The 25808-nt window shown below is 40.7% G+C and carries 24 protein-coding genes and 2 pseudogenes; 3 read left to right on the plus strand and 23 right to left on the minus strand.

Annotated elements, in window-relative coordinates; all coding sequences use genetic code 11:
• Nucleotide 1: 1 nt before the first annotated feature.
• The 18 genes and pseudogenes from NQS30_RS16725 to NQS30_RS16810 all read right to left on the minus strand — a co-directional run bounded on the left by NQS30_RS16725 (nt 2) and on the right by NQS30_RS16810 (nt 17742).
• Nucleotides 2-607 carry a hypothetical protein gene (locus NQS30_RS16725; protein WP_025285507.1) on the minus strand — a complete coding sequence of 202 codons (606 nt, stop codon included), beginning with the start codon at nt 605-607 and terminating at the stop codon, nt 2-4.
• A complete protein-coding gene (locus tag NQS30_RS16730) occupies nt 589-1047 on the minus strand; it encodes a YxiF family protein (protein ID WP_253600590.1) in 459 nt (152 codons plus the stop codon). Before NQS30_RS16730 ends, NQS30_RS16725 begins: the two co-directional genes overlap by 19 nt.
• A gap of 112 nt (nt 1048-1159) precedes the next feature.
• Nucleotides 1160-1987, minus strand: a complete 828-nt coding sequence (locus NQS30_RS16735; RefSeq protein ID WP_085341626.1) for a hypothetical protein — start codon at nt 1985-1987, stop codon at nt 1160-1162.
• 42 nt (nt 1988-2029) lie between these two features.
• Complete coding sequence (locus NQS30_RS16740; RefSeq protein WP_025285510.1) at nt 2030-2509, minus strand: hypothetical protein; 480 nt, start codon at nt 2507-2509, stop codon at nt 2030-2032.
• A 67-nt stretch (nt 2510-2576) separates the two neighbouring features.
• Complete coding sequence (locus NQS30_RS16745; RefSeq protein ID WP_025285511.1) at nt 2577-2984, minus strand: YxiG family protein; 408 nt, start codon at nt 2982-2984, stop codon at nt 2577-2579.
• A 3-nt stretch (nt 2985-2987) separates the two neighbouring features.
• A complete protein-coding gene (locus NQS30_RS16750) occupies nt 2988-3398 on the minus strand; it encodes a WapI family immunity protein (RefSeq protein WP_032869335.1) in 411 nt (136 codons plus the stop codon).
• Nucleotides 3399-3605: 207 nt separating this feature from the next.
• Nucleotides 3606-4052 (minus strand): hypothetical protein, encoded by a 447-nt coding sequence (locus NQS30_RS16755; RefSeq protein WP_032869333.1) that lies wholly within the window; start codon nt 4050-4052, stop codon nt 3606-3608.
• Between the two features lie 226 nt (nt 4053-4278).
• Nucleotides 4279-4725: a hypothetical protein gene (locus NQS30_RS16760; protein WP_047936315.1), complete on the minus strand. Its 447-nt coding sequence runs from the start codon at nt 4723-4725 to the stop codon at nt 4279-4281.
• A gap of 98 nt (nt 4726-4823) precedes the next feature.
• Nucleotides 4824-5582, minus strand: a complete 759-nt coding sequence (locus NQS30_RS16765) for an Imm26 family immunity protein (protein WP_108725236.1) — start codon at nt 5580-5582, stop codon at nt 4824-4826.
• A 102-nt stretch (nt 5583-5684) separates the two neighbouring features.
• Complete coding sequence (locus NQS30_RS16770) at nt 5685-6359, minus strand: DUF7003 family protein (RefSeq protein ID WP_094032031.1); 675 nt, start codon at nt 6357-6359, stop codon at nt 5685-5687.
• Nucleotides 6360-6462: 103 nt separating this feature from the next.
• Nucleotides 6463-7155 carry a DUF7003 family protein gene (locus tag NQS30_RS16775; RefSeq protein WP_052941795.1) on the minus strand — a complete coding sequence of 231 codons (693 nt, stop codon included), beginning with the start codon at nt 7153-7155 and terminating at the stop codon, nt 6463-6465.
• Between the two features lie 5 nt (nt 7156-7160).
• On the minus strand, nt 7161-14198 hold the full coding sequence (locus tag NQS30_RS16780) for a DNRLRE domain-containing protein (RefSeq protein WP_218791424.1): 7038 nt from the start codon (nt 14196-14198) through the stop codon (nt 7161-7163).
• A gap of 161 nt (nt 14199-14359) precedes the next feature.
• Nucleotides 14360-15424 carry a polysaccharide lyase family 1 protein gene (locus tag NQS30_RS16785; protein WP_015240880.1) on the minus strand — a complete coding sequence of 355 codons (1065 nt, stop codon included), beginning with the start codon at nt 15422-15424 and terminating at the stop codon, nt 14360-14362.
• Between the two features lie 141 nt (nt 15425-15565).
• Nucleotides 15566-16477 carry a DMT family transporter gene (locus tag NQS30_RS16790; protein WP_047936319.1) on the minus strand — a complete coding sequence of 304 codons (912 nt, stop codon included), beginning with the start codon at nt 16475-16477 and terminating at the stop codon, nt 15566-15568.
• 147 nt (nt 16478-16624) lie between these two features.
• Entirely contained in the window at nt 16625-17071 is a 447-nt protein-coding gene (locus tag NQS30_RS16795; protein ID WP_007407802.1) for a universal stress protein, read from the minus strand.
• A gap of 81 nt (nt 17072-17152) precedes the next feature.
• A pseudogene (locus tag NQS30_RS16800) lies at nt 17153-17281 on the minus strand (family 1 glycosylhydrolase); the annotation flags it as partial.
• A 93-nt stretch (nt 17282-17374) separates the two neighbouring features.
• Nucleotides 17375-17521: a hypothetical protein gene (locus NQS30_RS16805; RefSeq protein WP_165913839.1), complete on the minus strand. Its 147-nt coding sequence runs from the start codon at nt 17519-17521 to the stop codon at nt 17375-17377.
• A 41-nt stretch (nt 17522-17562) separates the two neighbouring features.
• On the minus strand, nt 17563-17742 hold the full coding sequence (locus tag NQS30_RS16810; RefSeq protein WP_132106580.1) for an antitoxin VbhA family protein: 180 nt from the start codon (nt 17740-17742) through the stop codon (nt 17563-17565).
• A gap of 294 nt (nt 17743-18036) precedes the next feature.
• Between NQS30_RS16810 and NQS30_RS16815 the strand changes: the two genes are divergently transcribed.
• Nucleotides 18037-18510 (plus strand): MerR family transcriptional regulator, encoded by a 474-nt coding sequence (locus NQS30_RS16815; RefSeq protein ID WP_324285928.1) that lies wholly within the window; start codon nt 18037-18039, stop codon nt 18508-18510.
• Between the two features lie 491 nt (nt 18511-19001).
• Nucleotides 19002-19625 carry a hypothetical protein gene (locus tag NQS30_RS16820; protein ID WP_132106578.1) on the plus strand — a complete coding sequence of 208 codons (624 nt, stop codon included), beginning with the start codon at nt 19002-19004 and terminating at the stop codon, nt 19623-19625.
• Between the two features lie 44 nt (nt 19626-19669).
• Here NQS30_RS16820 and NQS30_RS16825 read toward each other — a convergent pair.
• The 3 genes and pseudogenes from NQS30_RS16825 to NQS30_RS16835 form a co-directional block, all read right to left on the minus strand.
• Nucleotides 19670-20473 (minus strand): annotated as a pseudogene (locus NQS30_RS16825) (protein rep); the annotation flags it as partial.
• A gap of 55 nt (nt 20474-20528) precedes the next feature.
• Nucleotides 20529-20885, minus strand: a complete 357-nt coding sequence (locus NQS30_RS16830; RefSeq protein ID WP_232603439.1) for a YwqH-like family protein — start codon at nt 20883-20885, stop codon at nt 20529-20531.
• A gap of 133 nt (nt 20886-21018) precedes the next feature.
• The gene (locus tag NQS30_RS16835; RefSeq protein ID WP_042635625.1) at nt 21019-21429 is read right to left on the minus strand and encodes a very short patch repair endonuclease; all 411 of its coding nucleotides are present in this window, start codon (nt 21427-21429) and stop codon (nt 21019-21021) included.
• Nucleotides 21430-21598: 169 nt separating this feature from the next.
• Here NQS30_RS16835 and NQS30_RS16840 point away from each other — a divergent pair, with 169 nt between their 5' ends.
• Nucleotides 21599-22705: a DNA cytosine methyltransferase gene (locus NQS30_RS16840; protein ID WP_042635626.1), complete on the plus strand. Its 1107-nt coding sequence runs from the start codon at nt 21599-21601 to the stop codon at nt 22703-22705.
• Nucleotides 22706-22835: 130 nt separating this feature from the next.
• Here NQS30_RS16840 and NQS30_RS16845 read toward each other — a convergent pair whose 3' ends face one another.
• Nucleotides 22836-24842 carry a Z1 domain-containing protein gene (locus NQS30_RS16845; RefSeq protein ID WP_169510194.1) on the minus strand — a complete coding sequence of 669 codons (2007 nt, stop codon included), beginning with the start codon at nt 24840-24842 and terminating at the stop codon, nt 22836-22838.
• Nucleotides 24843-24854: 12 nt separating this feature from the next.
• A complete protein-coding gene (locus tag NQS30_RS16850) occupies nt 24855-25778 on the minus strand; it encodes a restriction endonuclease PLD domain-containing protein (protein WP_256994854.1) in 924 nt (307 codons plus the stop codon).
• Between the last annotated feature and the right edge of the window lie 30 nt (nt 25779-25808).

Here is a 25808-nt window from a genome sequence, read left to right on the forward strand (position 1 = left end):
GTCATTGCCCCTTGTATTTATAATGCGCCGCGAGCTTTTTTTGAAATTCATCCGAAACAATCTGATCCGGGAATACAACAGATACCCAGTCTAAAACACGGTCGTCTAAGGGCCTCCATGATCCTAACGTTTTTCCCGCAATCTCCTGATCAATACCTAGAATACAGATTTCAAAATCTCTCTCTCCGTAAATCGCCCACTTTAAAGTCGGTGAAGCCCATACGACGCGGGATGCAATATTCATTATGCTGTCATTTTTACTGTGCTTTGGATAATCAGTTAAGATTGAAAGATATTCATCTTCGGTTATATTTAAAGGAATCTTTAACCAGTTAAAATATCCGAATTCCTCGTAAAACCGATTCATATCATCCGGTTGTGTCAGAACAGCCATTAAGATAAATTCATCGTGATGATGATGCGCCAAACTTTTGAGCATTTCCCAGCCTTCTTCAGACAAGACCCAGTGGAATTCTTCGAATAGATAATAATGTTTTCGTTGTTTAAAAACTTGTTCGGGCAACGCTTTGTCTTCATGAAATAAGGAATATATTCGAAATTGAAAGACTGCCGATTCCTTTGTGTTCTTTATAAAAAAGGGATGCATCTTGTACCTCTTTTCGGCGGTTTACACACAAGCTCACAGCCGTATTCTGTGTGAAATAAACAGACAGAAAATGAGAAGGACGGCTCCACTAAAATAAAGCTGTTAGAAAGCAGCCGGCCTTCAAAATCTATAAAATCCATGAGACAGTGCAGATGACTTGCACAATCCTTCAGCGCACATTTGATAGCACCGACTTCATTACTATACGGATGAAACAGATAAACAATATCATTCATCCGTTCAACCCCCGTATCCGCAATGTTTTCTAAAATAAGCGATATGGCTGTCTCCTTGTCGCTTATATCAACTTCACGCACTGCACTTGGGAAAGAATTCGATAATATAGTCTCAAATATCTGCCTGCTTTGTTCTGCCTCAGCTAATTGATAAACAAACCCTGATTCTTCACAAGATCTTAGCGAGGCACGCACCTGTTTCATTAAAAAATGCCTCTTGTTTTCCTCAAGCTTGTCAATTAACTTTTCTCTCATCACTGAACACTTCCTTACAGGATATTTTCATTCTGCCGGCATGTATGCTGCATAGAAGTAATCAATACTTCACCAGATATAAATCGTTATCATGAAAGATAAACATGCGGTCCTGTACGGCTCTGTACGTTGTTTCTCCTTTTCTATCAATACCGTGTATCATGACGTCAGTCTCTGATAAGCCTTTGTTCTCTTCATGAAATGCAAATAGGGTATCCTCGTGACTCTGAATCAGCAGCACCCTTTTTTTCGAAACGGATAGCTGATCACAATAGGAGTATTGATCGCCGTCCAGCACATATTCTGCAACAGTACGAATTCTGTCCCGTCCAATCTGATAATGCCCGATGATACAGCAATCCTCTCCCTCGAAACATACATACAAATCAGATTTGATCGATTGTACGGCATAGCACTCATGCATCATTTCTTTAAAATCGTCTTTAAAATAAAACGTTCTGTCTTCTGCATGAAAAGCAAATATCGCTTTCCCTTGAGGGTTTCTCTCATCATACATACCCTCGTCCGTTAATCCGATCCATAGTAATCCATCCTCACCCAGATGAAATACATTGGCGCTTAATAGAAAAGAACAAATCGGATTGATTTTATTACTGTTTACGCAGCATACGGCTAATTGACACGTATGATTTTCCAGGTAAACGATCACGATAGTGTCATCGTACGAATCAACCAGATAGAAATGGGCATCTTCAGAAAATCCGTGTAACTCTTTTTTGATTAAAAGAGAGCTGCCTTTCATAACCTCCAATATTACTTTGTGATCATGCACCGACACAATAAACACTTGATCATCCCGACCCGCATTGAAATAGATGATGTGCTCTCTTTTATATGACCCAACCCGCTCCGCGGTAAGTTCTAACATCAGCAACACTCCGTTGATTAGGAATCTGGAATTTATATTAAATTAATCAATGATATATAAATCTGCTGCATCGTATTCAAACCAAATGATTTTTTCATTATTTTCAGTAGTTACATCAACCTTTTGAGTGTTCAGGTTCATATAGGACTTATTTTTGGCAGGGTTTGCTATTATAACTACAAAGTCATTGATCGATGCTAAAAAATATAATTCATCTAATAAGTGATCTGCCATCAATTGTTCTTTGGTTAGGGCACATTCAATATGAATGAACTTTTTCGAAACAGTATTCATATGTATCATTTTCTTTTCAACCTTCTTCTTCCATTCTTCAATAAAAGAAGGGAATGCCATTACTTCTATTAGAGCTGTTTCGAACTCTAAGTCATTCATTAATTGAGAAAAAGTATCTTTACTCACTAGATCACATGAATAAATCGAATTGTATTTAAGCGGATTAATCACATTCAGATTCCCTATAGCCCTCAATGATTCTTTTTGTAAATTTAAAGGAGTGTTCATGTTTACCTCCGTAAACGGTTTCGTTATGTAAGAAAAGAGAGGCTGGGAACCTCTCTTATTTGTTTATTTATGATTTCGGATGATACGCATAAAATGATTGGTCGTCAAAGCGAACTGTTTCAGCTTCTACAGCAATCAGCATGCTGTTCATATTTATAAGAAAATTAGCATTTGATTGATACTCCGGAATTACAGCATTTGATAGATTACCGATTCCTTCCGGGTGGTAACTCATCTCAAATACTTGCCAATTGTATTCTTCCGGATCTATTTTTTCTAATCTCATATCACCAATATCTGCACTAAAATAAACAGATGCTGCATTTTGAAAAAGAATGTTATGCGTACATTCGGCTTTATTTTCAACGACCTGAATCTTAAGTGAAAGCTCTTTTTTAAACACATGAAAGTCAAAATGAAGGACAGCGCACCCTCCGTCTATATAATCTACCCATTCATTAATTGTCTTGTACACCGTTTATCTCCCTAATAAAGTTTTGGAGTCTTTGAGATCTGATTTTAAAGTCTTCACGAAAATTTCTAGCTTTTCTTCATTACAGTTCAATTTATAGAAGGTTGTATTTGAATGATTCTCCATAAATCTAATGATAAATCTGTAATGTTCGTTTTCTTTATCAATACTTAGGATAAAAAATGGTTCAATTGTTTCTAAACGTATCCTGTCTTGATTGCCTGCTGATAATGCTTCAATATCTGATATCAGCATTTTATATTCACTTTCTAATAAAACGGCAGAGTAATCGCGGGCGATTGCTTTATTATGTTCCAACAGTTCAAACGTTGTTGAGATAAATGGATCATCCTTCGCCTCATGATACCTTCTCGGTGTTATTTCAAGTTCCAGACAACCGTCTCCGATTTTGGCCATGCTGTCTCCTCGTTCTCTACTTAATAGCTTTAATTTAGTAGTAAATGATTTGAATGACGCTCTGGAATTCAAGCTAAGTTTAAATCGATTGTCACCTTTTACTGTCTCAGTTCTAATCACCTACCCACTTATTATCTATAATTTTTTTTAAAAAGCCTGTTAACCAAAAGATGATCAACAGGCTCATCTATTTTTTATTTAATGCCATTATTTAATAATGTTTATAATATTTTCCTTATGTCTAGATCCTATTCTGATTGTCTCGGAATCTGTTATTTCTATATGATAAAGAACATAATCCAGTAAATCTTTAATAATTGTTTTCTCTGCTAAAGGGGCTCCATTTAATATATCTTTTAACTCAACATCTTTTTCCAATAAGATTATATTTTCATGCGCAATTATTGTATTTTTGTACTCTTCTGCTGAGGTTTTTATAAATGAGATTTTTTTATTAAACAAAGTATTTGTTTTTAAGCTCGCTGAGAATATACAAGTATCACTATCTTTATTTGAAACAGAGTAAGAATACATTGCGTATTGTTTATTTTCCATATTTTTTAATATAACAAATATTAAATCCTCTATTGTTTTATACTCTTTTTCAACCGAATCATAGTCATTGAGAGTTGATATTTCATAAAAATAGTACATTTAATTCTCTCCTTCTATCTTTTATACACTGTAAATCGTATGAGATAGAATAAGTTCCTTCGTCGTATTGGTAGCCTGTTAGCGGTAGCGCTTGTCTTTTACTTCGTCTCAGCGATATGTTATTCCCACGTGTTCCGTGTGTAGTTTGGTTTTTATCATATAAGATAAGAGAGGTTGGTAACCTCTCTAAATCTCTTCTCTAAAAATAACTAAAAGAAGCCATAAATTACTCTTTTAATATTTTTATTATATCTGTAGCTTCTAAAAACAATTGATTTATCTTATCTTGGATTTCTTTTGCTATTTCCTCTTCACTTTCTAAATCTGTTAAATATCCCACTTTCCCCGAAAACAACCTTCTTTCACAAATCCATATATCTAAATGGTCTATACAATAGCCATCTTCATTATCATGAAAGTCGGTACCATCCAAATAAGCTACAGAAAAAAATATTAATGAGTTATAACTATTCTCAAAACAATCTGAGGGCTGTACTTCGTTTCCTATTACTTTTTCGTCTCCGACTCTTCCAAAAGCAGCTTCAATTTTCAATCCCATTTTTCTAAACTTTTCTTGATTGTTTTCTATTTTGTTTAATGCGATTCGTTCAAATTGTTTTTCTATTTGTAAGATTTCTTTTTGTGTAATAGAGTTGAGATTGATTTTTTTCATATTATGTCTCGTTCAGCATTCAAAACATTTACTACTGTCAGTATCTGTACAGTAAGTATCCTTTAACATTAATTGCAAGAATGTAAGGAATCAGTCTTTTACAATTCATTCTTTATGATTTCTTCCATTGACATTCCTGCAAAATATTTATAGAGAATAGATTCTACAGATGAATGTCCAAATATACCTAATGGGTTAGGGATGTCCTTGCCTGTTTTCTCATCTGCCTCTGCTAATTCATCTTCTGATGCAAATGAATCGCCTTCACTTATGAGATATTTACCGTCTTCATATAAAACAAATTTCAATTGAGAATGACTGTTTTTCTCTATTATCTCTTGAGGCATCTTGGATATTACTTTCCAATCTCCTTGCAGAAAACCTGTGTGCCCGGTATTAGCCGCAAATATTTTCTTATTTTCTTCTTTCATTAGACGAATGATTTCTTCTCTGCTAAGTGTATTTTCAGTGAAAATATTATAATACTGAATAAGAATGTCATCGTCTTTATTTTTTGATAGATCACCTTCAATGACCCAAGCATAAGTATACTTCCCGATCTTATCCAAAGGTATTTGAATAACAGCTCCCGGTGTTACTTTAGCTATTGGTTTCACTTTCCTGGTCGTTGGCTTTATTTCTACTATTCGCTTATCAACTAACTCTGTGAAAGAAGAATCTCCATTTGTATTCATTACGGTAACTAAAGTTGCTAAGAATTCTTCTAATATCGGTTCTCTATCCAGCTCCCTCTTATATAATTCACAAAATTTCTCTACAGCATCAAAACATATATCTAAGCCTTCATCACTAAGTAAAACTTTCTTGTTTTTATATTCTTCTTCCCAATATCCCAATAGAACGGCCTTCTTTCTTTTCTATTTCATACCGCTCATTCCCTGAATAATATCGTGTCTGAATTCTGTACGCCCAGAGGTTAAAAAGGTTTCCTTCATCAACTACTCAATATCGTAATCCTCCCACTCCCTCCAGTTATTATTTACATCACCTACATCAACTGAACCTGCGCCTTTTTCAAGATATTGCGCAAATGATTGAAAAGAAATTAATTGGCTTGGATCTGTTAGGTAATCAGGATATTCCCAATCCTCTGTTTCGAATACTCCTTCTGCTTCGCTTTTTAGATCCAGTATATTTAATAGTTTTTTTGGCTTTATCCAAAGCGCCTCTCTAAAAGAAGCATCCTCAAACAAATTCCTGAAATAAGTTTTCCAAGCCCTTTCTTTTGTACTCTTTTGGAATTCATTTCTTTGGTGAATATTTACGCAATAACGAGACTCTTTAATTTCAATTTCCATTACTTCGCTTAATTGTTGAAAATCACTTTCACTATATGTTATTTTCTCACCTGCTTCAGTCTTTAAGGCGAAGTCATCAATTATTATCGATTTGTAGTTGTCTGAAAAACAGTTACTATAGGTATGAATAGCCAGAAAAGGTCCTTTAGAATCTACTTCGAAGCAATGAATTGCCAGTAACCAATTGTCATCATTTAATCTTAATAAGGTACATTTACTCCCAACATAATTAGATTCACGCCATTCAAAAATTGGTCGGTTTAATTCACTAAATTCATCATCTAATAGGCTAAGAATTTCTTTACTTTTAATCAAAATTCATTCTCCTTATTAAATTATTTTTATATTTTATCTTCCACATAATAATTTATTTAATATATAACGGATTATTTCCAATTACTGCATGTCTATAATATCTTCAAAAGTATTGAACAGAATCTGTGTGTGCCCATTTTGGCCACTCTGTGTTACCATCATCATGTTTTTGAATATATGCTATCTCTTGACGGGAAATTGCTTCGGCAATTGATTGAAAGAAAGGAGACAAACTAGGCAAATCTTTTTCTCCTTCTGGATGCATCCATAATTCTGTTGAATACAATTGTTCATACTCCGAAGAGAGACCCGCTATTTCCAGTTGTTCTTGTTTCGTCAGCCAAAGTGTGTCAAGAAATAATCTATTTTTGGTCATATGCCTCAAACATGTAATCCATTCATTCTTTGGGGAAATCTTATCTTTTATTTCCTGCTCAATAAAAAATTGAAATGTTTTCTCTCTAAGAGACACATTGATTTGTTTACTTGTAAAACCCGATTCTATATCTTCCAATTCCAGCAAATTTCCTTTTTCATCTGCAAATAAAAACGGTTCATCATCTAAAAAACTTACTTCATTATTTGTTAATTGATTACCCACCGCATAAAAATCAATAGCTGGTCCCAATCTCGACAATCCAAACAGCTGGAACGTTAAAAGCCAGTTATCTCTTTCAATAAAAATCGAAAGCTTCCCTTTTGCGAAGTCAAAATTCTCATTATCAAGAAACGGAAACTCTTCCTTATTGAATGAATCGTTAAGCAATGCGAGAATGGCTTCTTTTTTTCCACCCAACATCCTCACCTCCGTTGATGTCTTTTTCTCAGAATAGCACTAGTATATCCTCCTTGTTTTCGTGAACAAGTTTGACAATGAGGATATAGCCTTTGTCGCTGGCCTTTCTTCCTTAATTTTGATACTGGTTGGTGATCCGCAATCCAATTTCTGCTTTTAGTTCCAGGGTGCCTTCTACCACAAGTATGACAGCCATATTTATTCCCAATTTTGTTTAATACTCTTCTTTCCTTTTTATTTAACCTGCTACTTGTACTTCTTGCAGGAATTGACCTTCTAGCGTATTTACCAGGTTTTAAATACTTCTTGGCGGCCTTCGCAAATCCCAAAGCCTTCTTAGCACCTTTAAACACTTTCCCGGGCCCAAAGTTCGAAGCTGCAGCCCAGGCTGCACCTCTCCATCCTTTACCTGATTTATATGCTTTATATCCATCATAGGCTGCAAATCCGGCATTTACCACAAGCCACACCCAATGCCCATCCGGATCGACGTTCATGACTGGGTTGTTGTTTCCGTATGCATACCCATTCTGATCCAGCGAATCGCCGTCACTGCCCGGGTCTGGGTCTAGTGATAAGAACACGCCGTTTCTTGGTTCGTAGTAGCGGGCCATGAGATAGTACAGGCCGGTTTCTTCGTCGTATTGGTAGCCTGCGTAGCGGTAGCGGTTGTCATTTACTTCGTCGCTCGCTTCGGTTTTTGTCGGATTTCCCCATGCATCGTATTGATATTTGGCAACGGTTTTTCCGGTGCTGTCTGAGATGGCGATGACGTCGCCGTGTGCGTTGTAGTGATAGAAATATTTCTTGCCGTTCTTTGTATAGGATAACAGCTGGCCGCTGTCACCGTACGTGTATGATTTAGTGACGTTGTTGTCGGCGTCTGTTTCATACAGGACATTCAAGCTGTCTCCGTCGTAGAAGTAGTTCGTGACGTTTCCGTTGACGGTTTTTTGGATTCTGTTTCCTTTTTCATCGTATTTGTATGTTGCGAACGGCTTGTCTTCGCCTTTTTTCGTGACGGCGGTCAGGTTGTCTTCCGCGTCCCACGTATATGTGTATTTGCCGTCGGATGTGCGGTTGCCGTTTTTATCGTAGGACAGGTCTTCGTCATTCACCTTCGTCAGCTGGTTCATGATGTTGAAGGAAGCGTTGACTGATTTGCTTGCGCCGTCCTTTGTGGTGGTGACGTTTGTCCGGTTGCCGAAGCCGTCGTACGTATATTGAATGACGGTGCCGTCTTCATGAGTTTCTTTGACGAGCTGGTTGAGCTTGCCGTATTCGTACTGCACCTTTCCGCCCGCTGAGCTGTCGATGACCGTGCGGTTGCCGTTGGCGTCGTATTCATAGCTTTCCCGGAAGATGCTGCCGCCGTTTTTCGCTCCGATATGAAGAGAGCTGACAAGATTCCGCTCATCATATGAGAAGCTCGTGCCGACTTCATTTCCACTGATGAATGTCTGGACATTGCCGTTTTCATCATAATCAAATGTATAGGCTGAAGTGCCGTCTTTCATTTCAATCATTTGATCAAGTTTGTTGTACGTAAAGCTGTTTGTTCCTTTTTGGCCGCCGTGGCTCCATGAGAAAGTTTTCAGCTTATCCGAATCAGCCGGATACGTCCAGCTTTGGCTGCCGCCGCGGTCGGTTAATTCGGTCAGGCGGTTTTTGTTGTCAAAGGTGCGTTTTTTCGTTGTATTTTGTTCTTTGTTTGTGACCGACGTTTCATTGCCGTTTTTGTCATAGGTAAAGTTGTATTTTTCAGTGCCGTTATACGCTTTTGACTTAACCCGGTCGGTGCCGTCATAGGTCAGCGACACCTCATTGCCGTTGGCGGAAACGGTTTTCGTCAAGTTGCTGTTGGCGTCATATTCACTCTTCAGTACATTGCCGAGCGGGTCGGTTGTTTTGACGAGCTTGCCCATGACGTCATATTCATATTGATAGGTCTGGTCCGCGTCGGCCCGAATCGTTTTTGTCAGCTCATTTCCTTCCTTGTCATAGCTGTGAAGGATGGATGTGCCGTTTGACAAGGTCAGCTTTGTCAGCTGGTCGGCCTGATCGTATTCGTAGGCGGTTGTTTCGCCTTTCGCGTCGGTTTCAGACATTTTCTTTCCAGTCTCGTCATATGAAGCAGTGCTTGCATACCCTAGTTCGTCTTCTTCTTTTGTGACGTAGTTTCCTTTTTCGTCATAGGTGTTTTTCGTCAGGATGCTTCCTTCGATTAAACGGATATCATCAAACCACGCCGTTCCTGTGGCGCTTTTTTGGAACAGAATGCTGAGTTCGATTTTATTGATCGGCTTTGTTTTCGGAATGACTGCCGCCGCCCGGTTCCATTCCTGTGTCCCCTGCGGGAATTTAGCGGTGTAGACGCCCGTCGTGCCGTCCGCATAAGTGACGTCAGCCTGAAGCGCGTAATCATTGTCGTTCGTAAATTTTACGCCGTCAGCCTTGGACATCCCTGTCAGCGTGATATATACCGGCTTATCGTCCGCGCTTTGGCCTAATGTAACGGTTTGTTTTGCGGCCGCATTGGCTTGTGATGCATTTGTGCGGGACGCTTTTAATGAGCTGTCATCATCGAAGCCTTCATCAAGGTCAGCGGCGGCTCCGCTTGTGCTCCAGCCATCTGTTTTGGCCGTGAAACTGCTGTTTTGCACCGGGTTATAGCTTGAAGAGACTTCGCCTTTTTCCAGCTGAACCTGATCAAACCACGCTTTTCCTTTACCGTCCTTGTCGTTATGATCCACTTCCATATAGACGATGGCTTTTCCTGCATTGGCCGGTGTTGTAAAGGTGATCTGCCGTTTCGTCCAGTCATTCTTTCCGGCTAATGCGCCTGATTCATTGTGAATCCATTGAATGCGTTTTTGGTCTTTGTCACGCAGATCAATGTTGAAATACGCTCTTGCCTTTGTCAGATCCGTTTTGATCTGGCCGCTGAGTGTATACGTCGTATTCGGCTCAAGCTGCACTTCCTGCGTTGCGGACGCATGGCCGTGCTCCGTTCCGGCTGAAGCGGATTGTGACAAGATCTCCAATGCTTTTTGTCCGGACAGCGCGCCGCTTCTTCCTTTGACAGACGCGATGCTTCCGCTGTCTCTCGTAGCGGTGAGATTCCAGCCCAGCTTTGTTCCTTCAAAGCTGCCGTCTTTCAGCAGACTTGCCGAAGCTGCCAGCTCTTTGCTTGATTGAATGAGATTTCCGTACTTGTCATACACGGCGGCGGATGAGGATTTTCCGCTTTGATCCGTTTCAGAAACGGCATCAAGTCCGTCGTACGCAATGTCAGTGACGTTCCCCTCGGTGTCCTTCATTTTCGTTACGTCATTGTTTTTGTTGTACTGATACGTTTCGGTGCCGTAGTTGTCTTTTACGGCTGTGACGTTGCCGTCTTTATCATATTGATAGCTTTCTGTCGCTTTGCCCGCATCCGCGTCGTTCGGATCGGTGTCCTGAATGACGTTGTTGCCTTCGTATACGGTGTTGGTCGTGATTTTCAGCCCTTCGGCATCATCGATCATCTGAATCGGGTTGCCCGCTTCGTTATAGCCGTACTGCACTTTGCGGCCGTTCGGCTGCGTCATGAGCAGCGTTTTTTTGTCCGCGTCATAGCTGTAGTCGTACGTTTCTTTTTTCGCATTGACGGCTTTGGCCAGACGGTGGCCGCTGTATTGGTATTCAGTGAACAGCGGTTTATCATCCGTGCTGTTTGCGGAATACTGCTTGACGAGGCGCCCTTCGGCATCATAGTCGTAGCTTGTGACGCTGCCGTCAGTATCCGTCACCTTTTTGAGAAGGTCTTTGTCATATGAATATGAAATCTTTTTGTTTTTCGGCCCTGTAAGAGATGTGACATGGCCGTTTTCATCATAGGTAAATGTCAGCTTGCGCCCTGATGCGTCTGTTATGGCGGTCAGCTGATTGCTGTCGTTATATTCGTATACGGTTGTATTGTTGTGTCCGTCAACGATTTTTTGGAGCTTTCCGCCTTTTTTGCTGAAATAAGCGTTCATCTGATCTTTTGTTTTTAATACAAATTGATCGCTTGTTTCCGTCAGTTCGAGATAAACGCCCGTCGGCGGCTGATACGTGCCGTCAGATTTTTTCGTGAAGACATGTGTTGTCGCGTCCTCATCAATATAAACGGCTCTGCCGTCTTCAGAAAGGATCGACGTTTCCGCATCGGCATACCAGCCTTGGCCGAACATATGGTCAGAGCTGTCAAGGCTGTTGAATGTCCGGGAGAGCCCGAGCCCCGGCCCGCGTCCGTCGATTGACATATCTTCCTCATTGACGATGACATTTCCCGTCGCGCCGTTCAGCTGTCCGTCCGGAATGTCGATAATAGACCAGAATTCTTCCGTTCCGAGGAATTCCGCCCCTTCATGGAAAACAGGGTTAAAAGGTGCCGTCGGTAGGCTGTCACCGTTTGCGTCATAGGCGGTCAGCGTGAAGGAATAGTTCTTCTTCCCTTTGTAATTGCCGTTTGCGTTATCGTAAACAGGTGAAGGGTCAAGCGCCAGTTCGCCGCCCTTTCCGTCCGTGTGAAGCTGGAATCTTCCCGCTTTCACTTCATCGGCTGAAGGCCAGATGTGTTTGTTTTGGGTCGTCCAATGATCGGTATCCCCGACATCGAATGATTGATAGTCTTTTCCGTTGTAGATGTTGATTTTGTAGCCTTTGGCGTTTTTGACTTTATCCCATATGAGATTGACATAACCCGTTTGGCTCGATTTCGTGTTCGTATAGACATAGCCTGTCAGGTTTTTCGGCTTTGCGATATCAGGCAGCGCCGGACTCGCTTCCGGTGAGGCGATCGCTTCTCCGTCTTTGTTATAAGCAATGACTTTAAATCCGTAGGTTTTCCGGTTCGCATCTCCGCCGGCGTTTTTATAAACGGGGCCTGGGTTGATCGGCAATTCCGCACCTTTTTTGTCTTTCAGGTGAAGCGCATATTTTCCGGCGCTGATTTCCGCCTTTGTCGGCCAGATGTTTTGATCTTTTGTGGACCAGGATGTTTTATTTCCGAGGTCAAGCATTTCAAAGCCTTTGCCGTTAAAGACTTGCATTTTATACCCGGCTGCGCCTGATACGGCTTTCCAGGAAAGATCAAACCAGCCTGTGGCGTTGTTGTTATTAACGCCTTTCGTGCTTGGTTTCTGAACTCTTCCGATATTCGGAATGACGGGCTTGGCGGCCGCAGACATGGCGCCTTCTCCCTGGTCAAACACCGCGCTGACCGCGACCCAGTAATTTTTACTTGCCGGATAGCTGCCGCCGGAGTTTTTATAGACCGGCGAAGGATTAAGCGCTAATTCACTTCCGCCTTTTCCGTCTGTATGCAGCTTATATTTGCCGGAGTCGATTTCCGCTTTTGTCGGCCAGATGTTTTTTCCTTTTGTGCTCCAAGAGGTTGCATTGCCGACCGGAATGGCCTGATATTCTTTCCCGTTATAAAGCCAGACTTTATAGCTTTTGGCGCCTTCAGCTTTTTTCCAGCTGATATTGAAAAATCCTGTCGAATCTCCGTTATGATACGCTTTGACAGACGGCGTGTCCGCCTTCGGAATTGTGTATGTCACTTCAATGTATGGTTTTTTAGCAGAGTTTGCTGATGACATCAGCTTCTTCCAATACTCTTTTCCGTTTCCGTTTGTGTGAAGCTTAAAGCCGTAATTGGCGCCGCCGCTGTTCCACGACTTGACTGCGGAGGTGACATCGAAGCTTGCCCATTGGCCTTTATAGACCTCGGCTTTGCCGATGTTTTTGGAGCCCGGCTTGTTCTTCCACGTAATCTTGGCATTGTCGTAATTGCTGTTAACGGTGTCGAGCCAAAGCCCCGTCGCTTTTGATCCGTAATAGGAGTGGGCTGTGTACGCTTTGAGCGTCGCTTTCGTCACCGTCATGTTTTTGATCGGCTTTAGATTATCAAACTTCATAAAAGCGTAGTTCGTTCCGGTTGTGCCGTCATAATATCCAGTTTTCAGCACGTACGCTTTCAATCCGGCGTCCCATTTCTGCGAAGCGGCAGAGTAGTTTGTCGTCGGGTACGCGCTCATGACAAAGGTATCGGATGACACAGATACTGATGTTGAAGGGTCAATAGATACCGGATAAACCCGCTTGGGATCTTTCAGCCATTTTTCATCGGCCGTTACATGGAGCAAGTAGCCTTCGCTGTTTTTTTCAAGCTTGAAGCTGACATCTTCTGACCTGTTGACTTCACCTGACTTTTCGTCGAGATCTGAGTCGGTCATAAAGGGCTTCGGCACGGTGTAGACGACATTGTCTTTATCATCAGAAAACGCGATAGAGCCGTCTTCCTGTTCTTTAGCCTGAAGGTCGGTTTTGATTTGAAAGGTGAAGGAATTGTAGCCTTCATATTTGTGAAGCACAAGGTCTTCTTTTATGTTTTCGTTAAATGTGTAGGTTTGTAAATCAATTGCAGGAAACACTTGCTGATACGTAAGCTCGTTGCTGTCTTCCCTTACTTTTGCTGAGGCATCTGTCGGAGTAATTGCAGCCTGATCGGGGCCTTTTGCGCCGGTTAATGAGTATGTGAGCTTATGATCATTGTGTTCAAATGTAGCGTATAATCCGTTTTTCATTTGCTTCAGAAAATCGGAATTCAGCACTGTATTTTCCGTTCCGACTTCCTTTGAGCCGGTTTTCAATTCAGGAGAAACGTCTTCCCAGTCCGCATTGGCGGTTTCTTTCGTATGAATGGGGTCTGTGTAGATTTCCTGTTTGTACACACCCTCGCCTTCATAGTAAAGCTTTGAATTCTCAGTTCTTTCAGACGTGATCTCACCGTCTTGATTAATATCTTTTTGATCAAAAGGCATCTGCTCAGATGCTTTTTCCGCCGGAAGATCTTTTTCCGGGTCTGCAGCCGGAATGGCGGCGGTTTTCGCTTGATCTTGTTTTTCACGCGTTTCTGCCGCAAACACATCGGCAGGCGCAATGGAAATTATCAGCGTTGCCGCAAGAGTGCCGGCCAGCCATTTTTTCCACTTGTTCTTTTTTCCTATTTTCATAGGTTCTCCTCCTTCTTTTGTAATATAGGCTTAACAATAGTAATATTATTGAAATTGTTTATCAATATTTTCCTAGGTATTTAAGGTTATTTTAAGGATTATAGGGATTTTGAACCTTTTATTCATATAAAAAAACCGCCGGCTGCCGGCGGTTTTTCGTATTATGGATAGCGGAGATTTGTATTTTGCGCTCCCGCGTAAGATTGGGCGAAGTTTTTGGCGTCCTGGGCTGAGAGGGTGCCGTAGCTGTAATTTGATCTCGGATTCCAGCTGGTGCGCGGTGATTTCGGGGCCTTGAGCGACGGGAATGAACCGGTGTCGGTGAATTGGGCCGTCCCGTAGTCGTCTATCATTCCGCCTTTTTCATTTCCGTTACCGAAATAGTTGGCTTCTGAGAAGACAGTCGCGTTTGTATGAATGGTGAATCCTAAATTGAAATTGGTCACATAGTTGTTTTTCGCGTGAAAATAGCCGTATCTCATCAGGCCCGGTGAACGCACATAGACGTTATTAAAATAGTTGTTGGTGATCGTCATATGCGGATAGCCGATATAATTGCGTCCTTCGTTATCATCATTCGGATAACCGAGAATCAGGCCGTACAGATGGTCTGTGAATTTAGAGTTAGACAGCGTCACAAAATCCGCTTTGGCGCCGACATACAGAAGCTTTCCCAAATCACTGTGGCTGTTCGGATTGTAGCTGTGTCCTTCAAACCACACGTGGTCAATCCAGTAATTCTGTCCGTTCGCTATGTACATCGGAATGTCGTTGTTGCCTGTAATGGCGGCACTATGGCTGATAATGAGATTTTTGAAAATCACATTGTTTGAGCCGGAGCCGGTGGTCAGATAGATGTTGGTCAGCCTGTGGCTGGTATAAGAGCCGACGATGGTTTTATTGGCGCCGACTGTCACGACGGCTTTACCCGGGGAAGAAATATCACTTGTGATGACGATGGTTTTGCGATCCGTTCCGCCCGCATTATTTTTCAAATCATTGAGATTGCTGACGTAGACGACGGGGCCGCCCTGGCCGCCCGATACGGCGGATTTTGCTTTTCCGTTATGATCCTTCGCATTGCCCGCGAATCCGGTAAGTCCCTGCATCACATCCGGATAAGCCGCTGCCGCTTCTGCCTGCTTTGATGCGGAACATACGATGGCCAGACAAAGCGCAAATCCGAATGCAGCCAAGAAAGCGAGATGACGCGTCTTTTTTATCATGCCCTTCACTCCTTTAATTTCTTAAATTGTAAACACAAGAAGTATTATACAATTACTATCCTCTTTTTCCATGATCTGTTTGTCTGCTTTTTCGTTATGGCTGAAAAGCCCCAAAATAAAAAAAGCAGCCGGTACGGCCGCCTATATACGGGTGCTGTCTGCCTGAGTTTCCGCCGGCACGGCTTTTTGCTTTCGAATCAGGGACAGCGCCATTCCAGCAAAAATCAACACAATCCCCAAAGATTGATAAAGGTCGGGGCGAAATCCCGTAAATACGGTGTCAAGCACAATCGCCACCGCCGGATCAAGAAATACGATGATTGAAATAAACCGGGTGGATAAAAACCGCAAGCTGTCAAAAAAGAGCAAATACACAATTCCCGTATGGATGATACCGGTCGACACAATCATGATCCAGTTCACATGCGACAAATCAGAAAAAGCGCCGAAACGGACGAACGGGAGAAGAATGATAACGCCCAACCCGGTCTGCAAACAGGTGACCGCATATGGACTGAGACTGTTGATGCCTTTCCCGGCCAGTGTCGTAAAAGCATAAAAAAGGGCGGCCAGCACGGCCCAAATAATACCCGATCCCATCAGCTGAGAAAATGATGTATTTCCGTTGATGCCGGAAATCAGAGCGGTGCCCAGAAAACAAATTACGATGGAACTGACGGACACAATATGCAGTTTCTCCCGGTATATAAGGCTCCCCAGAAGAAGGACGAGAACCGGAGCCAAATGATAAACGGAAATCGCTATCGTCACTGATGTCTCCTCAAACGATTTAAATAAAAACACCCAGTTCAGCACGAGAAAAAATCCGCAGGCCAGTGTCTGCAGCACCTCCCGCCGGTTCCATTGTTCGGTGCGGTACCGTCCGGAACCAAACCAGCAAACGCCCAGAAACAATGAGGCGCACAGACATCTCACAAAGACCAGTTCAATTGAAGGCACATTCGTATGTTCCGAGAAAAAGCCGATTGATCCGAAAATGACCATGGAAATGACCATTTTGATGACGGCATTTGATGTTTGTTCAGCTTGCATTGATTTGCTTCCTCCATATCATTGACTGTTTATTCAGACAAATACTAACAGCCATTTTACTTGATTCAGAGGAAGATTTCACCCTATTTTTCGAAAGCCGGCGGTCTTTTCTCATGAAAAAAACCCCGCATCAGCAGGGTCTTCTGTTTAATGAACGATCAGTACAGGACAAGGAGACAATTGTGAGACCTTATGGCTCACGCTTCCGAGCATCATTTCTTTAAATCCGCTGATTCCGCGGCTTCCGACGACAATCAGATTGAAATGCTGTTCTTTCGCTATGTTTAAAATTTGATGCGCAGGTTCGCCTTGGACGTACAGGCTTTCCGCATTTACTCCGCTTTCTGCCGCTTTCTGCTTGGCATCTTCCAGAATGGCTGCTCCTTTTTGCTCGACTTCATGTTTGATGTCTTCAATGAAGTTTTCCGGAACATAGACAATCCCGGTTAAAGCTGATGTGGAGACAACGGCTTCACGTCCCGCATAGAGAATGGTGAGTTCAGCCTGCTGTTCTTTCGCCAGATGGATGGCTGCGTCCAGGGCTTTATTGCTCATGTCTGAACCGTCTACTGCTGCAAGAATTTTTTTAAACATATGAATCCCGCCTTTCTGCTTTTATTGTCCTCCTCTCTTTGCTGAATGTCAATTTTGCCGGCTTTCTCCGGAACATTGCGCTTACAGACTTTCTCCGTTTGTGGCGATGACGTCTTTATACCAATAAAAACTTTTCTTTTTCTTTCTTTCAAACGTGCCTTTTCCGTCATTGCCGCGGTCGACATAGATATAGCCGTAGCGTTTTTTCATTCTAAAAGGGTTCGGGTGGCGCTGAGTGAGTCAACTCCTTAATCCTCCCTACGGTCCGGTTACCGTTGACTCACGCCCTATTCGCTTGCTACCCTAAAATTCTTTAATAACGCAATTCAAAAAAATAATTAACACAACAATCGCAGTAACAACCACTGCTTCTACAGTGTAGGTCACTTTTTTCCTTCGCATTTGCTCTTTATATTTTCTTTGGATTTCCCTCTTCTTATCAACATTCATTTTTTCGGCTCCTTCCCACCCCCTCGAAAACTTCACATCCCTTATTTTGAACTACCGGAATAAGACAGCTCCAGCGCTTTTCTTATGTATTCTTCTTCTGTGATTTCTCCATGAAACCGCCTTTCTAAAAGCTTTTCCTCTTCTGCCGTCAGCACTAAACCCTCAAAGCCAAGGGTTGCTCTTACATATTTCATCCCTGTTTCAAAATCAATCTTTTGCATTACTACCCCCTCCTCTTTATCAAAAGCCCCTGCGGGTCATTTCCGCCAATACGCCCCAATTTATTTGGTGCGTATAACTGGGCACTCCGTGAACGCTCCTAAATTCCAAAACAAACTCAAACACAAAAGAACCCAGTCAGTCCCCTGTCATGACTGGATTTTTCCTCTAGTTTAGGTATGCAGCGCTCCTTTTGAAATGCACCCTTTTCAAAACAACTCAAACATAATAAAGGGTGCAACACTTGAAGGTGTCTGGCCTCGCCATAGCGAACCTATTTTACGAGGTGATTCGTGATGGATATGGGAGTCAAATTATCGTCCAAGGACGTCGCAAAACACCTCGGTATAGAGCCGGTGACTGTCCGCAAGTATGCCAGTATGCTTGAAGAACAAGGCTACTCGTTCAATAAAGATTCGAAAGGATGGCGACTCTATACCGAGGATGACGTAAAGACTTTAGAGTATCTATGTACAATGACTAAGATCAATGGACACTCACTCGACGAAACGGTAAAGCACATAGCAAGCCTATATCGTTCAAAACTAACCATATCGGATACCGCTACATCGCTACAGGACAATCCTTTGGTTGAATTCATGAAGCGACAGGAAGAATTCAACCGCCAGATGGCAGAACGGATGGAACAATTCGAAAAAAGACAGCAAGAAAGACATGAGACACTCACCGCCGCATTACGGGAGTCTCTGGAGACACAAAGAATGATCGCAGCCACTAAACAAAAAAAGTGGTGGCAATTTTGGAAATAGAACACACGGAAAATGGCGCACTTATACACACAACCCTGTGTACATGCTAAATCTCTCGATTTCCGTCAGGCGTGTTACAAAAAAGGAGACTTTCACCGAGTCCACTTTTTTATTTTTTCACTCATGCATAACAATTTTCTCTCTTTTGCACCGCAATAAAAAAACAGGCCTGAAGGCCTGCTTAATCTATTTTAGCTTTTTTCCATGTACTCCTAACAATTCCCATGATCACTATGTATACAATCGCAATACCAACAGTTACACCCTCAATTTTTATAAAAAAGCTATTCAAAATTATTAAAAAAAACGCTAGTACTGACGCAAACCAGTGTATAGATTCATATTTTTTGTCACTCATTGCTGATTCCCTCACTCTCTCTGTTAAACACTTTATATACCAAAATCCATCATGACACAATTTCTGCTATGGAATCAAGCGGTAAAATGGTTTATAATTTACAAGGTATTTTTAAGTAAAAAAGGGGGATAATATGAAATTTGTTCTAAAGTACAGAAGTAAAATTATTTTGGCAGTTGTTTCAGTGTTTTTATTTTCAATCCTTGGAACGACAGCCGCTGAAGCCGCTGAATCACCGAATAATCAATCATTAGTTCGAGACACTAATCTCGAAAAAGAATTTTCAAGTTTGCTTTCTAGTCAAAAAGCATTATACGCAATTGAAAACATACCTGACTCAGTGATCAACCAAGGTTCTGATGCAATTTTAAATTGGTTCAGAAATAACATCGATGATCAATCGCTAATCAATGATATGAACGCCGCTGCAACTGAGCTTCATCAATCGGACAAACCATTCAAGACTCAAGGTGTCCTAGGTTGTATAAGTGCTGTTGGTACCGCACTTGCCAGCCTAGCTTTCGCTCCTGCAAAATTGTTAAAGATCAAAAAGGCAATAAAAGCCTTGGGTGGAGTAAAGACATTCGTCACTAAAACATATCAGTACTACAATTATTACAAGAAAAAATACCGCAGTAAAAAAACCGCTTGGAACAAAGCAGTCTCCAAAGCAGCTTCAAAAGCCAGCCCTGAAATAAAAGAGGCGATAATGGACTTCTTTGGCATTACGGCCATCGTTTCTGCTTGTATTGAATAACGGTTCCACAAAGTAAGAGAGCAAGCCACATGGCCTGCTCCCTTTCACTTGATTATGTAATTTTTAATGCCTGGATGCCAGTAAGCCATTACCTCAAATGCTTCATTCGCCACCTCGTCATCCTCTTCCTCGATCTTGACAAGATCGCCGTCCTCCGCATCACCAAGGTTCAGCTCCTTATGAATTTCCTTCAAAATGCCGCCATAGCCAATAAGCCGGCGGGCAGAAAGCGCATCATCTAAATAAAACACCGTGTTCAGATTGTCTTCCGTCACCTTGCCGCCGCGCACAACATCGGTATCTTTCACTGGATACTTAGAAATCTCCAAAACTGCTTTTTGCTCCATCATGGCTTCCCGCACATCGCTCTCGATCTGCTCAGCATCAATTTTAGCTCTTCCCTTGACTCTTCGTATATCAACAATCGGCGTGTAGTCCAGTTTCATCGCCCTTTTCCAAAGGCTTGTCCATTCCGCCTGCTTGATATAATTTTTGCCGAAATAACTTCTCTTCACAGGCAATAACACATGAAAATGCGGATGATATGTATCTTCTTCATGATTTTTCGTAATCTCTAAAGCTCTAAAATAGCCAAGTACAGCTGTATCGACCCTTTTGTATTTCATGAGCCGATTAAACCCTTTCATCATGTCAGAAATCTTAGGCTTCAGCTCTTCTCCTGCTACATTTCTGACGGTCAGCGTGAGAAAAATCCACCCGCAACCGTACTGCCGGTTGGCTTCCTCTACAATCAATTTATTATGATAAGCAATTTTTAACGACCGGCGCCACGCACACATAGGGCATAACCTCACTTTGCAAAAATGGGCTTGATACAGCTTTAGTTTGTCCCCTGCTTTACCATATGGAAATCCATCTTGATCTCCTGTCCCATATCGCACCTCATCTCTTCTCTTTTTGTTTTCGGATCTCATTCTCAATTGATCGTATTCTGTGCTGAAGTGTATGCACGTCACCCTCTAATATAGAAATCTTTTCATTAATTCGTTCAATTATCCCGTTCACCTGGTCCTTTTTGATATCAGCCCAGGCATGTGCCATATCTTCGCGAACCTCTTCAAAGGCCTTTGCATGGCTCCCTTTCCACGTATGCGGGGATAAATGAGGCTGACTGATCAAATGGTTGATATCTGAAAACTCATATTTTAAATTTGTTATTTCATGTCTGACTTGTTTCAGGGCATGAATGTGCTCTTGTTTTATAGCAAAGTCGGCTCTTGCCGAATGTAATGCGTTCATCTCTGCTAATATAAGTAAACACCTCGCTTATAAATTTTGGGCATTATAGACTATTTTCATGTTACACTATGGGTTTATTTGGATGAATAGGTAAAAGGAATTGTTTATCACCGGAAAATTTATAATCAGTTATCTACATATTCGTTTTTATAAAAGTTTCTATCTCATCTATTGTTCTTTCAAAATTCTCTTTAAAAGCATGTTCCCACACCCTTAATATATGCCAGCCATTTTTTATATAGTAGGAAGTAACCTTTTGATCTCTTTCCTTATTCCGCTTCAGCTTTTTCTCCCAATACGCTTTGTTGCTTTTTGGCTGATTTCCGTGAGAGATGCATCCGTGCCAAAAGCAAGAATCAACAAAGATAACAATTTTGTATTTTTTAATAGCTATATCTGGCTTACCAAAAAGAGATGAAACATTTCTTCTGAATCGCAGCCCCCTCTTCCATAAGGCTGCGGATACTTTATCTTCTAATTTTGATTTTGCTTTAATTGCCTGCATATTCTTTCTTCTTTGTTCTTTTGTATGAGTGTCAGCCATACGATTCCCCTCCCGATTTGTAAAAGTTTTCCCTCAATGAAAACATTTAAATCTTCTATTAAAACAAAAGTTTTCTCCTTTTAAATTCGCGAAACAAACGTTCTCTTCTTAGCGTTAAGATGTGTTATAGTTTATAATGTGTATGAGATCAACAAATGGAGGTTTTTATATGATCTTCCGAAAAGGAGAATTGTTCAGCGGACCAGGAGGACTGTCTTTAGGAATTACAAGTGCCCGTGTCGTTGACAGTTCCGGTAATGAATACAGCATAAAACATGAGTGGTCTAATGATTATGACGAATCTGCATGTAAAACATACAGAAGAAATATCTGCAAAAATATTGATGACCCGTCAGTAATTGAGGGTCCTGTGCAAGAATTGGATATAGAAAGCCTCCCTCCTATAGATGCATTAGCCTTTGGATTCCCTTGCAATGATTACAGTATAGTTGGAGAACATAAAGGAATGAGCGGAGATTACGGCCCTCTTTACTCATATGGCGTAAAGGTGCTCAATTATCATAATCCGAAATTTTTTATTGCTGAAAATGTGGGCGGTCTGCAAAGTGCAAATGAAGGTAAAGCTTTTATTCAGATATTGAGGGAACTGGGAGAAGCGGGGATGGGTTATACAATCACTCCTCACTTATATAAATTTGAGGAATACGGCGTACCGCAAAAAAGACACCGTATTATTATAGTAGGTATCAGAAAAGACCAGAATTTAGAATTCAAAATTCCTGCTCCTACTACTCCTAATCAGTATGTTACTGCATACGACGCACTCAATAATCCGCCTATTCTTGATTTTACTGAAAATCACGAGCCTACGAAACATAATCAAAAAACTATTGAGATGCTGAATTATATTCCTCCCGGAAAGAACGCTTGGTATGAGGGCATCCCGGAAGAATTACGACTTAAAGTGAAAGGTGCCCGAATGAGTCAGATTTATAAACGTCTTCATCCGGATGAACCATCTTATACGGTGACTGGAAGCGGGGGCGGCGGCACTCACGTATACCATTGGGAAGAGCCCCGCGCCTTAACCAATAGAGAACGGGCACGCCTGCAAACCTTTCCTGATCATTTTGTATTTGAAGGAAAGAAAGAAAAGGTAAGACAGCAAATCGGCATGGCTGTCCCTCCAAAAGCTGCTCAAATTATTGCAGAAGCGATACTAAAAACGTTTGCTGGAATTGAATATGACTCCATTGAGCCCAAATGGACTTTTAAAGAGTTAGTTAAAGAGGAAAAAGTTCCATTTCTCATCTAAAATACAATCATTACTTGCAAATGACAACATTTGCAAGTTTTTCATTTGTTAAAAATAAAAAAATGGGACTGACCCCCTTTTTTAATCAATGTTCAATCGTTAAAATCAGTCCCGTCCTTTTATAGCATTTTTAATCGTTCGGTATGTCATTAGTTGAAAACATAAAATAGGTATTTCCATCTGGGAACCTTAAATTAGGCACCCATAAAGGTTTGTCATCAGACCACCCTTTATTCGCAGATCCAATGTACTTATACATAATTAAAGTCGGACCATGCGGATTGAATAATAAATTATCATCTGATGACAGCATTGTTCTGGCATTCTTTTTTATGTCTCTGTTTCTGCGTACGGCAATATAGCCACGGTTATTATACATCTCTTTCATATTTTTCAAACAAGCTAAAATTGCTTCATCATCCCAGTTGCTGCCCTCAATATTTTTAGACTTAGTTAGATTGACGATTTCTATCAATCTTTGAATCGTTATCATTTCCAGCCCTTGCTGATCTTTATAATCTTCTAATAACTGATCTAACAAACCCACATTACTTACCAATGGATTTCTAGGAAAATAGCGTTTTCCTGACATATAAAATAATACAGAATCCAGATAGATAACATTCGATCTTGTCGGCCTGAGCAAAGAGTGTTTTGTCCTTGATAGAACTAATGCTTGAAGGTCACTAGAATCAGCCTTATTAATTACTGTTCTTAATCTTTTTTCAGAAAGATAGGCTTCTGTAAAAATCTCAGCTATTGAGTACGATGTGAAAAATCTTAAAACACCTAAATCTCGTTCTCTATAACCATACATTCTGGCATGTTGAAGAATTGTATCAACTTTTGGCGCTTGGCTGGAACGTCCATAATAAGTAACTAATAACCTTTTAACTGTTACTCCCCTGCCTAATTTATTTCCTCCTATTAGAATATTAAATGGGGAACTGTATCTAGGTTTTTTAAAATGACTCCCCGAAATAATTAATTGTGACTGCGTGCTGGTTATGTTATCAGCTAGCTCCGATATAACTAATTCAAATGAAGGCGTCCTGCTGTTAGTTTGCAGCAAATCTTGATAAGCTTCATTTAAATAAGTATATACAATATTTTTTTCTGTTTCATGGTTCTCTTCGTGTAAAGCCTTAGATAGACTTGTAATAAAGCCATTAACCATCGTCTCTAACCTTCGATGGTCGTCCTGTTTATGACTGACGTGACAAAGAAATGTATAATTTGTACCTTCTCCATTGCAAATTTTAATCGAAGCTCCAATAAAAAAAGTGCATAGGGCTTGTCTTAAACCGGTAGGGATAGCGAGCCCCTTTGTATGGGGAGCAATATCTGATTCTTCGTTCATTATGTCATCAATCTCTGAGTCTGCAAATGTCTTGAGAGCACCAGCACCTTCTTCAAAGAACGCTTCTCCCCCTATATAACCTGCGCCGGGACTGAATTTCACAATAAAATCCGGTCGAAATTCTTTGTTTGCGCCTTGTAATAACAGTGCTTGAGGCGTAGCGGTTACTTGAACATAGACATGATTGTTAAAAAAATCTCTAAGGTTAACAATAGCAGCACTTACTTCACTTAATTTATCCTGCACTTCAGTATTGGCAAACGTATTTAAGCTCGCTTGATCTGCTTCATCATCAAATATAACTGATCTTGTATTCCGGGGTATGTGCTCTTTAATAAACTCCTGCATTTTAGGTAATATTTTTTTATTCTTAGTGGTAACTAAAACAACTCCTCCGTTATGGTTTAACGCTGTTTGAATTCTAGAGGTCATTGATTCAATTCCCCATGAATCCTTTCCAAGAGTAAGTAACCCGGGGAGTGCTTCTTGAACACGCTCTAAGGTCTGGTCATACAACCACAGGTTGTCAGATGTCAGTATGATAAATAAACGATGGCCATTATCCGAGGCTTGAGCAATTGTCATCAACATATTATTTGTTTTACCGCTTTGTACTTGTCCAAACAGTAAACCTTGGCGGGTTTCATTATTAGGAAGCCCTATCTTTTCATTCATTTCTTCAGCTGTTTTTTTTATCTTATTGATTTCCTCTTCTGCTAATTCTCTCTTTAGGACTCTGCTGAACTTCTCAACCTTACTTATTCCAGATCGAATCATTATATTTCTCCCTTAGCTAAAATCCATAAAATAAGTTTCATTATTTATTTTATATATAGTGACATGATGTCTCCCATACCTATCTAAATCTTCAACCTTAACAAAACTGCCTAAGGGTACGTTGAGTCTTTTTCTGAAGTATTTTCCCAGTATGCTATTATCCTCTGGTGTCTCAAGAGCTTTATTGTTTTCTTGCGCTACTACACATGTAAAACTCTCTCCATCATCTGTTATCAAATTGAATTGCATTTTCTTATCTGGAAAAAAGTCAGTTGTATAAACTTCTTTAGGAATAGGGATATAGGCTTGGTTCGACTCTCTATCCGGACGCTGTCCCCAATTCAACCCTGATTTTTGATGAATCTTCCTTCTATCACTTTTGATAGTTAACGGAAAATCAAAATGTTTATATTCTTTTTCTTTTACTATTTTCCCTAACCCCGACCCTTCTTTTTCTGAACTTTTTAAATCAGACTGATATGTAAATGTAATATACTCTTCTATATTAGGTTGCTTAAAATCTATATACTCTCCAACATCTTTAAAAATATTGCCTATTTCTATTGGGTCAGCCTCTGCCATTATTTCGCTATAATTAACATAGCCATTTCTAGTAAAGTTTGCAGATCCAACAAAAGCTAGTTCTGATGCAAATAATCCCTCCTGCTCCCAATAAATAATTTTAGAGTGGACAGGTCTCTCTCCATAAAAATAATTTACACTTAATCTATTAGTTTCACTCGCCATTTTTAAGTATTCTTTGTGATCCCATACTGTTATTGGCTGATATTTAGTCATACCGATGTACATTTCAATTTCAATTTCATTAAGTGCATATAGTACATGATGTAAAAAAGTAGGGGAAGCATAAGCAGTAATCACTTTTAGCTTTCTTCTTCCTTTGTTATATGGATTTAGTATAATATTATTAAACAAACGATCTTTGTATACAAGAATAGAACTTCC

The organism is Bacillus sp. B1(2022) (genome assembly GCF_040259625.1).
Taxonomy (GTDB): Bacteria; Bacillota; Bacilli; order Bacillales; family Bacillaceae; genus Bacillus; species Bacillus velezensis.

Bases quoted from the DNA above. Each gene is read 5' to 3' on its own strand.
- NQS30_RS16725 (WP_025285507.1), bottom strand. From the start codon at position 607: ATGCATCCCTTTTTTATAAAGAACACAAAGGAATCGGCAGTCTTTCAA.
- NQS30_RS16730 (WP_253600590.1), bottom strand. From the start codon at position 1,047: ATGAAACAGGTGCGTGCCTCGCTAAGATCTTGTGAAGAATCAGGGTTT.
- NQS30_RS16735 (WP_085341626.1), bottom strand. From the start codon at position 1,987: ATGTTAGAACTTACCGCGGAGCGGGTTGGGTCATATAAAAGAGAGCAC.
- NQS30_RS16740 (WP_025285510.1), bottom strand. From the start codon at position 2,509: ATGAACACTCCTTTAAATTTACAAAAAGAATCATTGAGGGCTATAGGG.
- NQS30_RS16750 (WP_032869335.1), bottom strand. From the start codon at position 3,398: ATGGCCAAAATCGGAGACGGTTGTCTGGAACTTGAAATAACACCGAGA.
- NQS30_RS16755 (WP_032869333.1), bottom strand. From the start codon at position 4,052: ATGTACTATTTTTATGAAATATCAACTCTCAATGACTATGATTCGGTT.
- NQS30_RS16760 (WP_047936315.1), bottom strand. From the start codon at position 4,725: ATGAAAAAAATCAATCTCAACTCTATTACACAAAAAGAAATCTTACAA.
- NQS30_RS16780 (WP_218791424.1), bottom strand. From the start codon at position 14,198: ATGAAAATAGGAAAAAAGAACAAGTGGAAAAAATGGCTGGCCGGCACT.
- NQS30_RS16785 (WP_015240880.1), bottom strand. From the start codon at position 15,424: ATGATAAAAAAGACGCGTCATCTCGCTTTCTTGGCTGCATTCGGATTT.
- NQS30_RS16790 (WP_047936319.1), bottom strand. From the start codon at position 16,477: ATGCAAGCTGAACAAACATCAAATGCCGTCATCAAAATGGTCATTTCC.
- NQS30_RS16795 (WP_007407802.1), bottom strand. From the start codon at position 17,071: ATGTTTAAAAAAATTCTTGCAGCAGTAGACGGTTCAGACATGAGCAAT.
- NQS30_RS16805 (WP_165913839.1), bottom strand. From the start codon at position 17,521: ATGAATGTTGATAAGAAGAGGGAAATCCAAAGAAAATATAAAGAGCAA.
- NQS30_RS16810 (WP_132106580.1), bottom strand. From the start codon at position 17,742: ATGCAAAAGATTGATTTTGAAACAGGGATGAAATATGTAAGAGCAACC.
- NQS30_RS16815 (WP_324285928.1), top strand. From the start codon at position 18,037: ATGGATATGGGAGTCAAATTATCGTCCAAGGACGTCGCAAAACACCTC.
- NQS30_RS16820 (WP_132106578.1), top strand. From the start codon at position 19,002: ATGAAATTTGTTCTAAAGTACAGAAGTAAAATTATTTTGGCAGTTGTT.
- NQS30_RS16830 (WP_232603439.1), bottom strand. From the start codon at position 20,885: ATGAACGCATTACATTCGGCAAGAGCCGACTTTGCTATAAAACAAGAG.
- NQS30_RS16835 (WP_042635625.1), bottom strand. From the start codon at position 21,429: ATGGCTGACACTCATACAAAAGAACAAAGAAGAAAGAATATGCAGGCA.
- NQS30_RS16840 (WP_042635626.1), top strand. From the start codon at position 21,599: ATGATCTTCCGAAAAGGAGAATTGTTCAGCGGACCAGGAGGACTGTCT.
- NQS30_RS16845 (WP_169510194.1), bottom strand. From the start codon at position 24,842: ATGATTCGATCTGGAATAAGTAAGGTTGAGAAGTTCAGCAGAGTCCTA.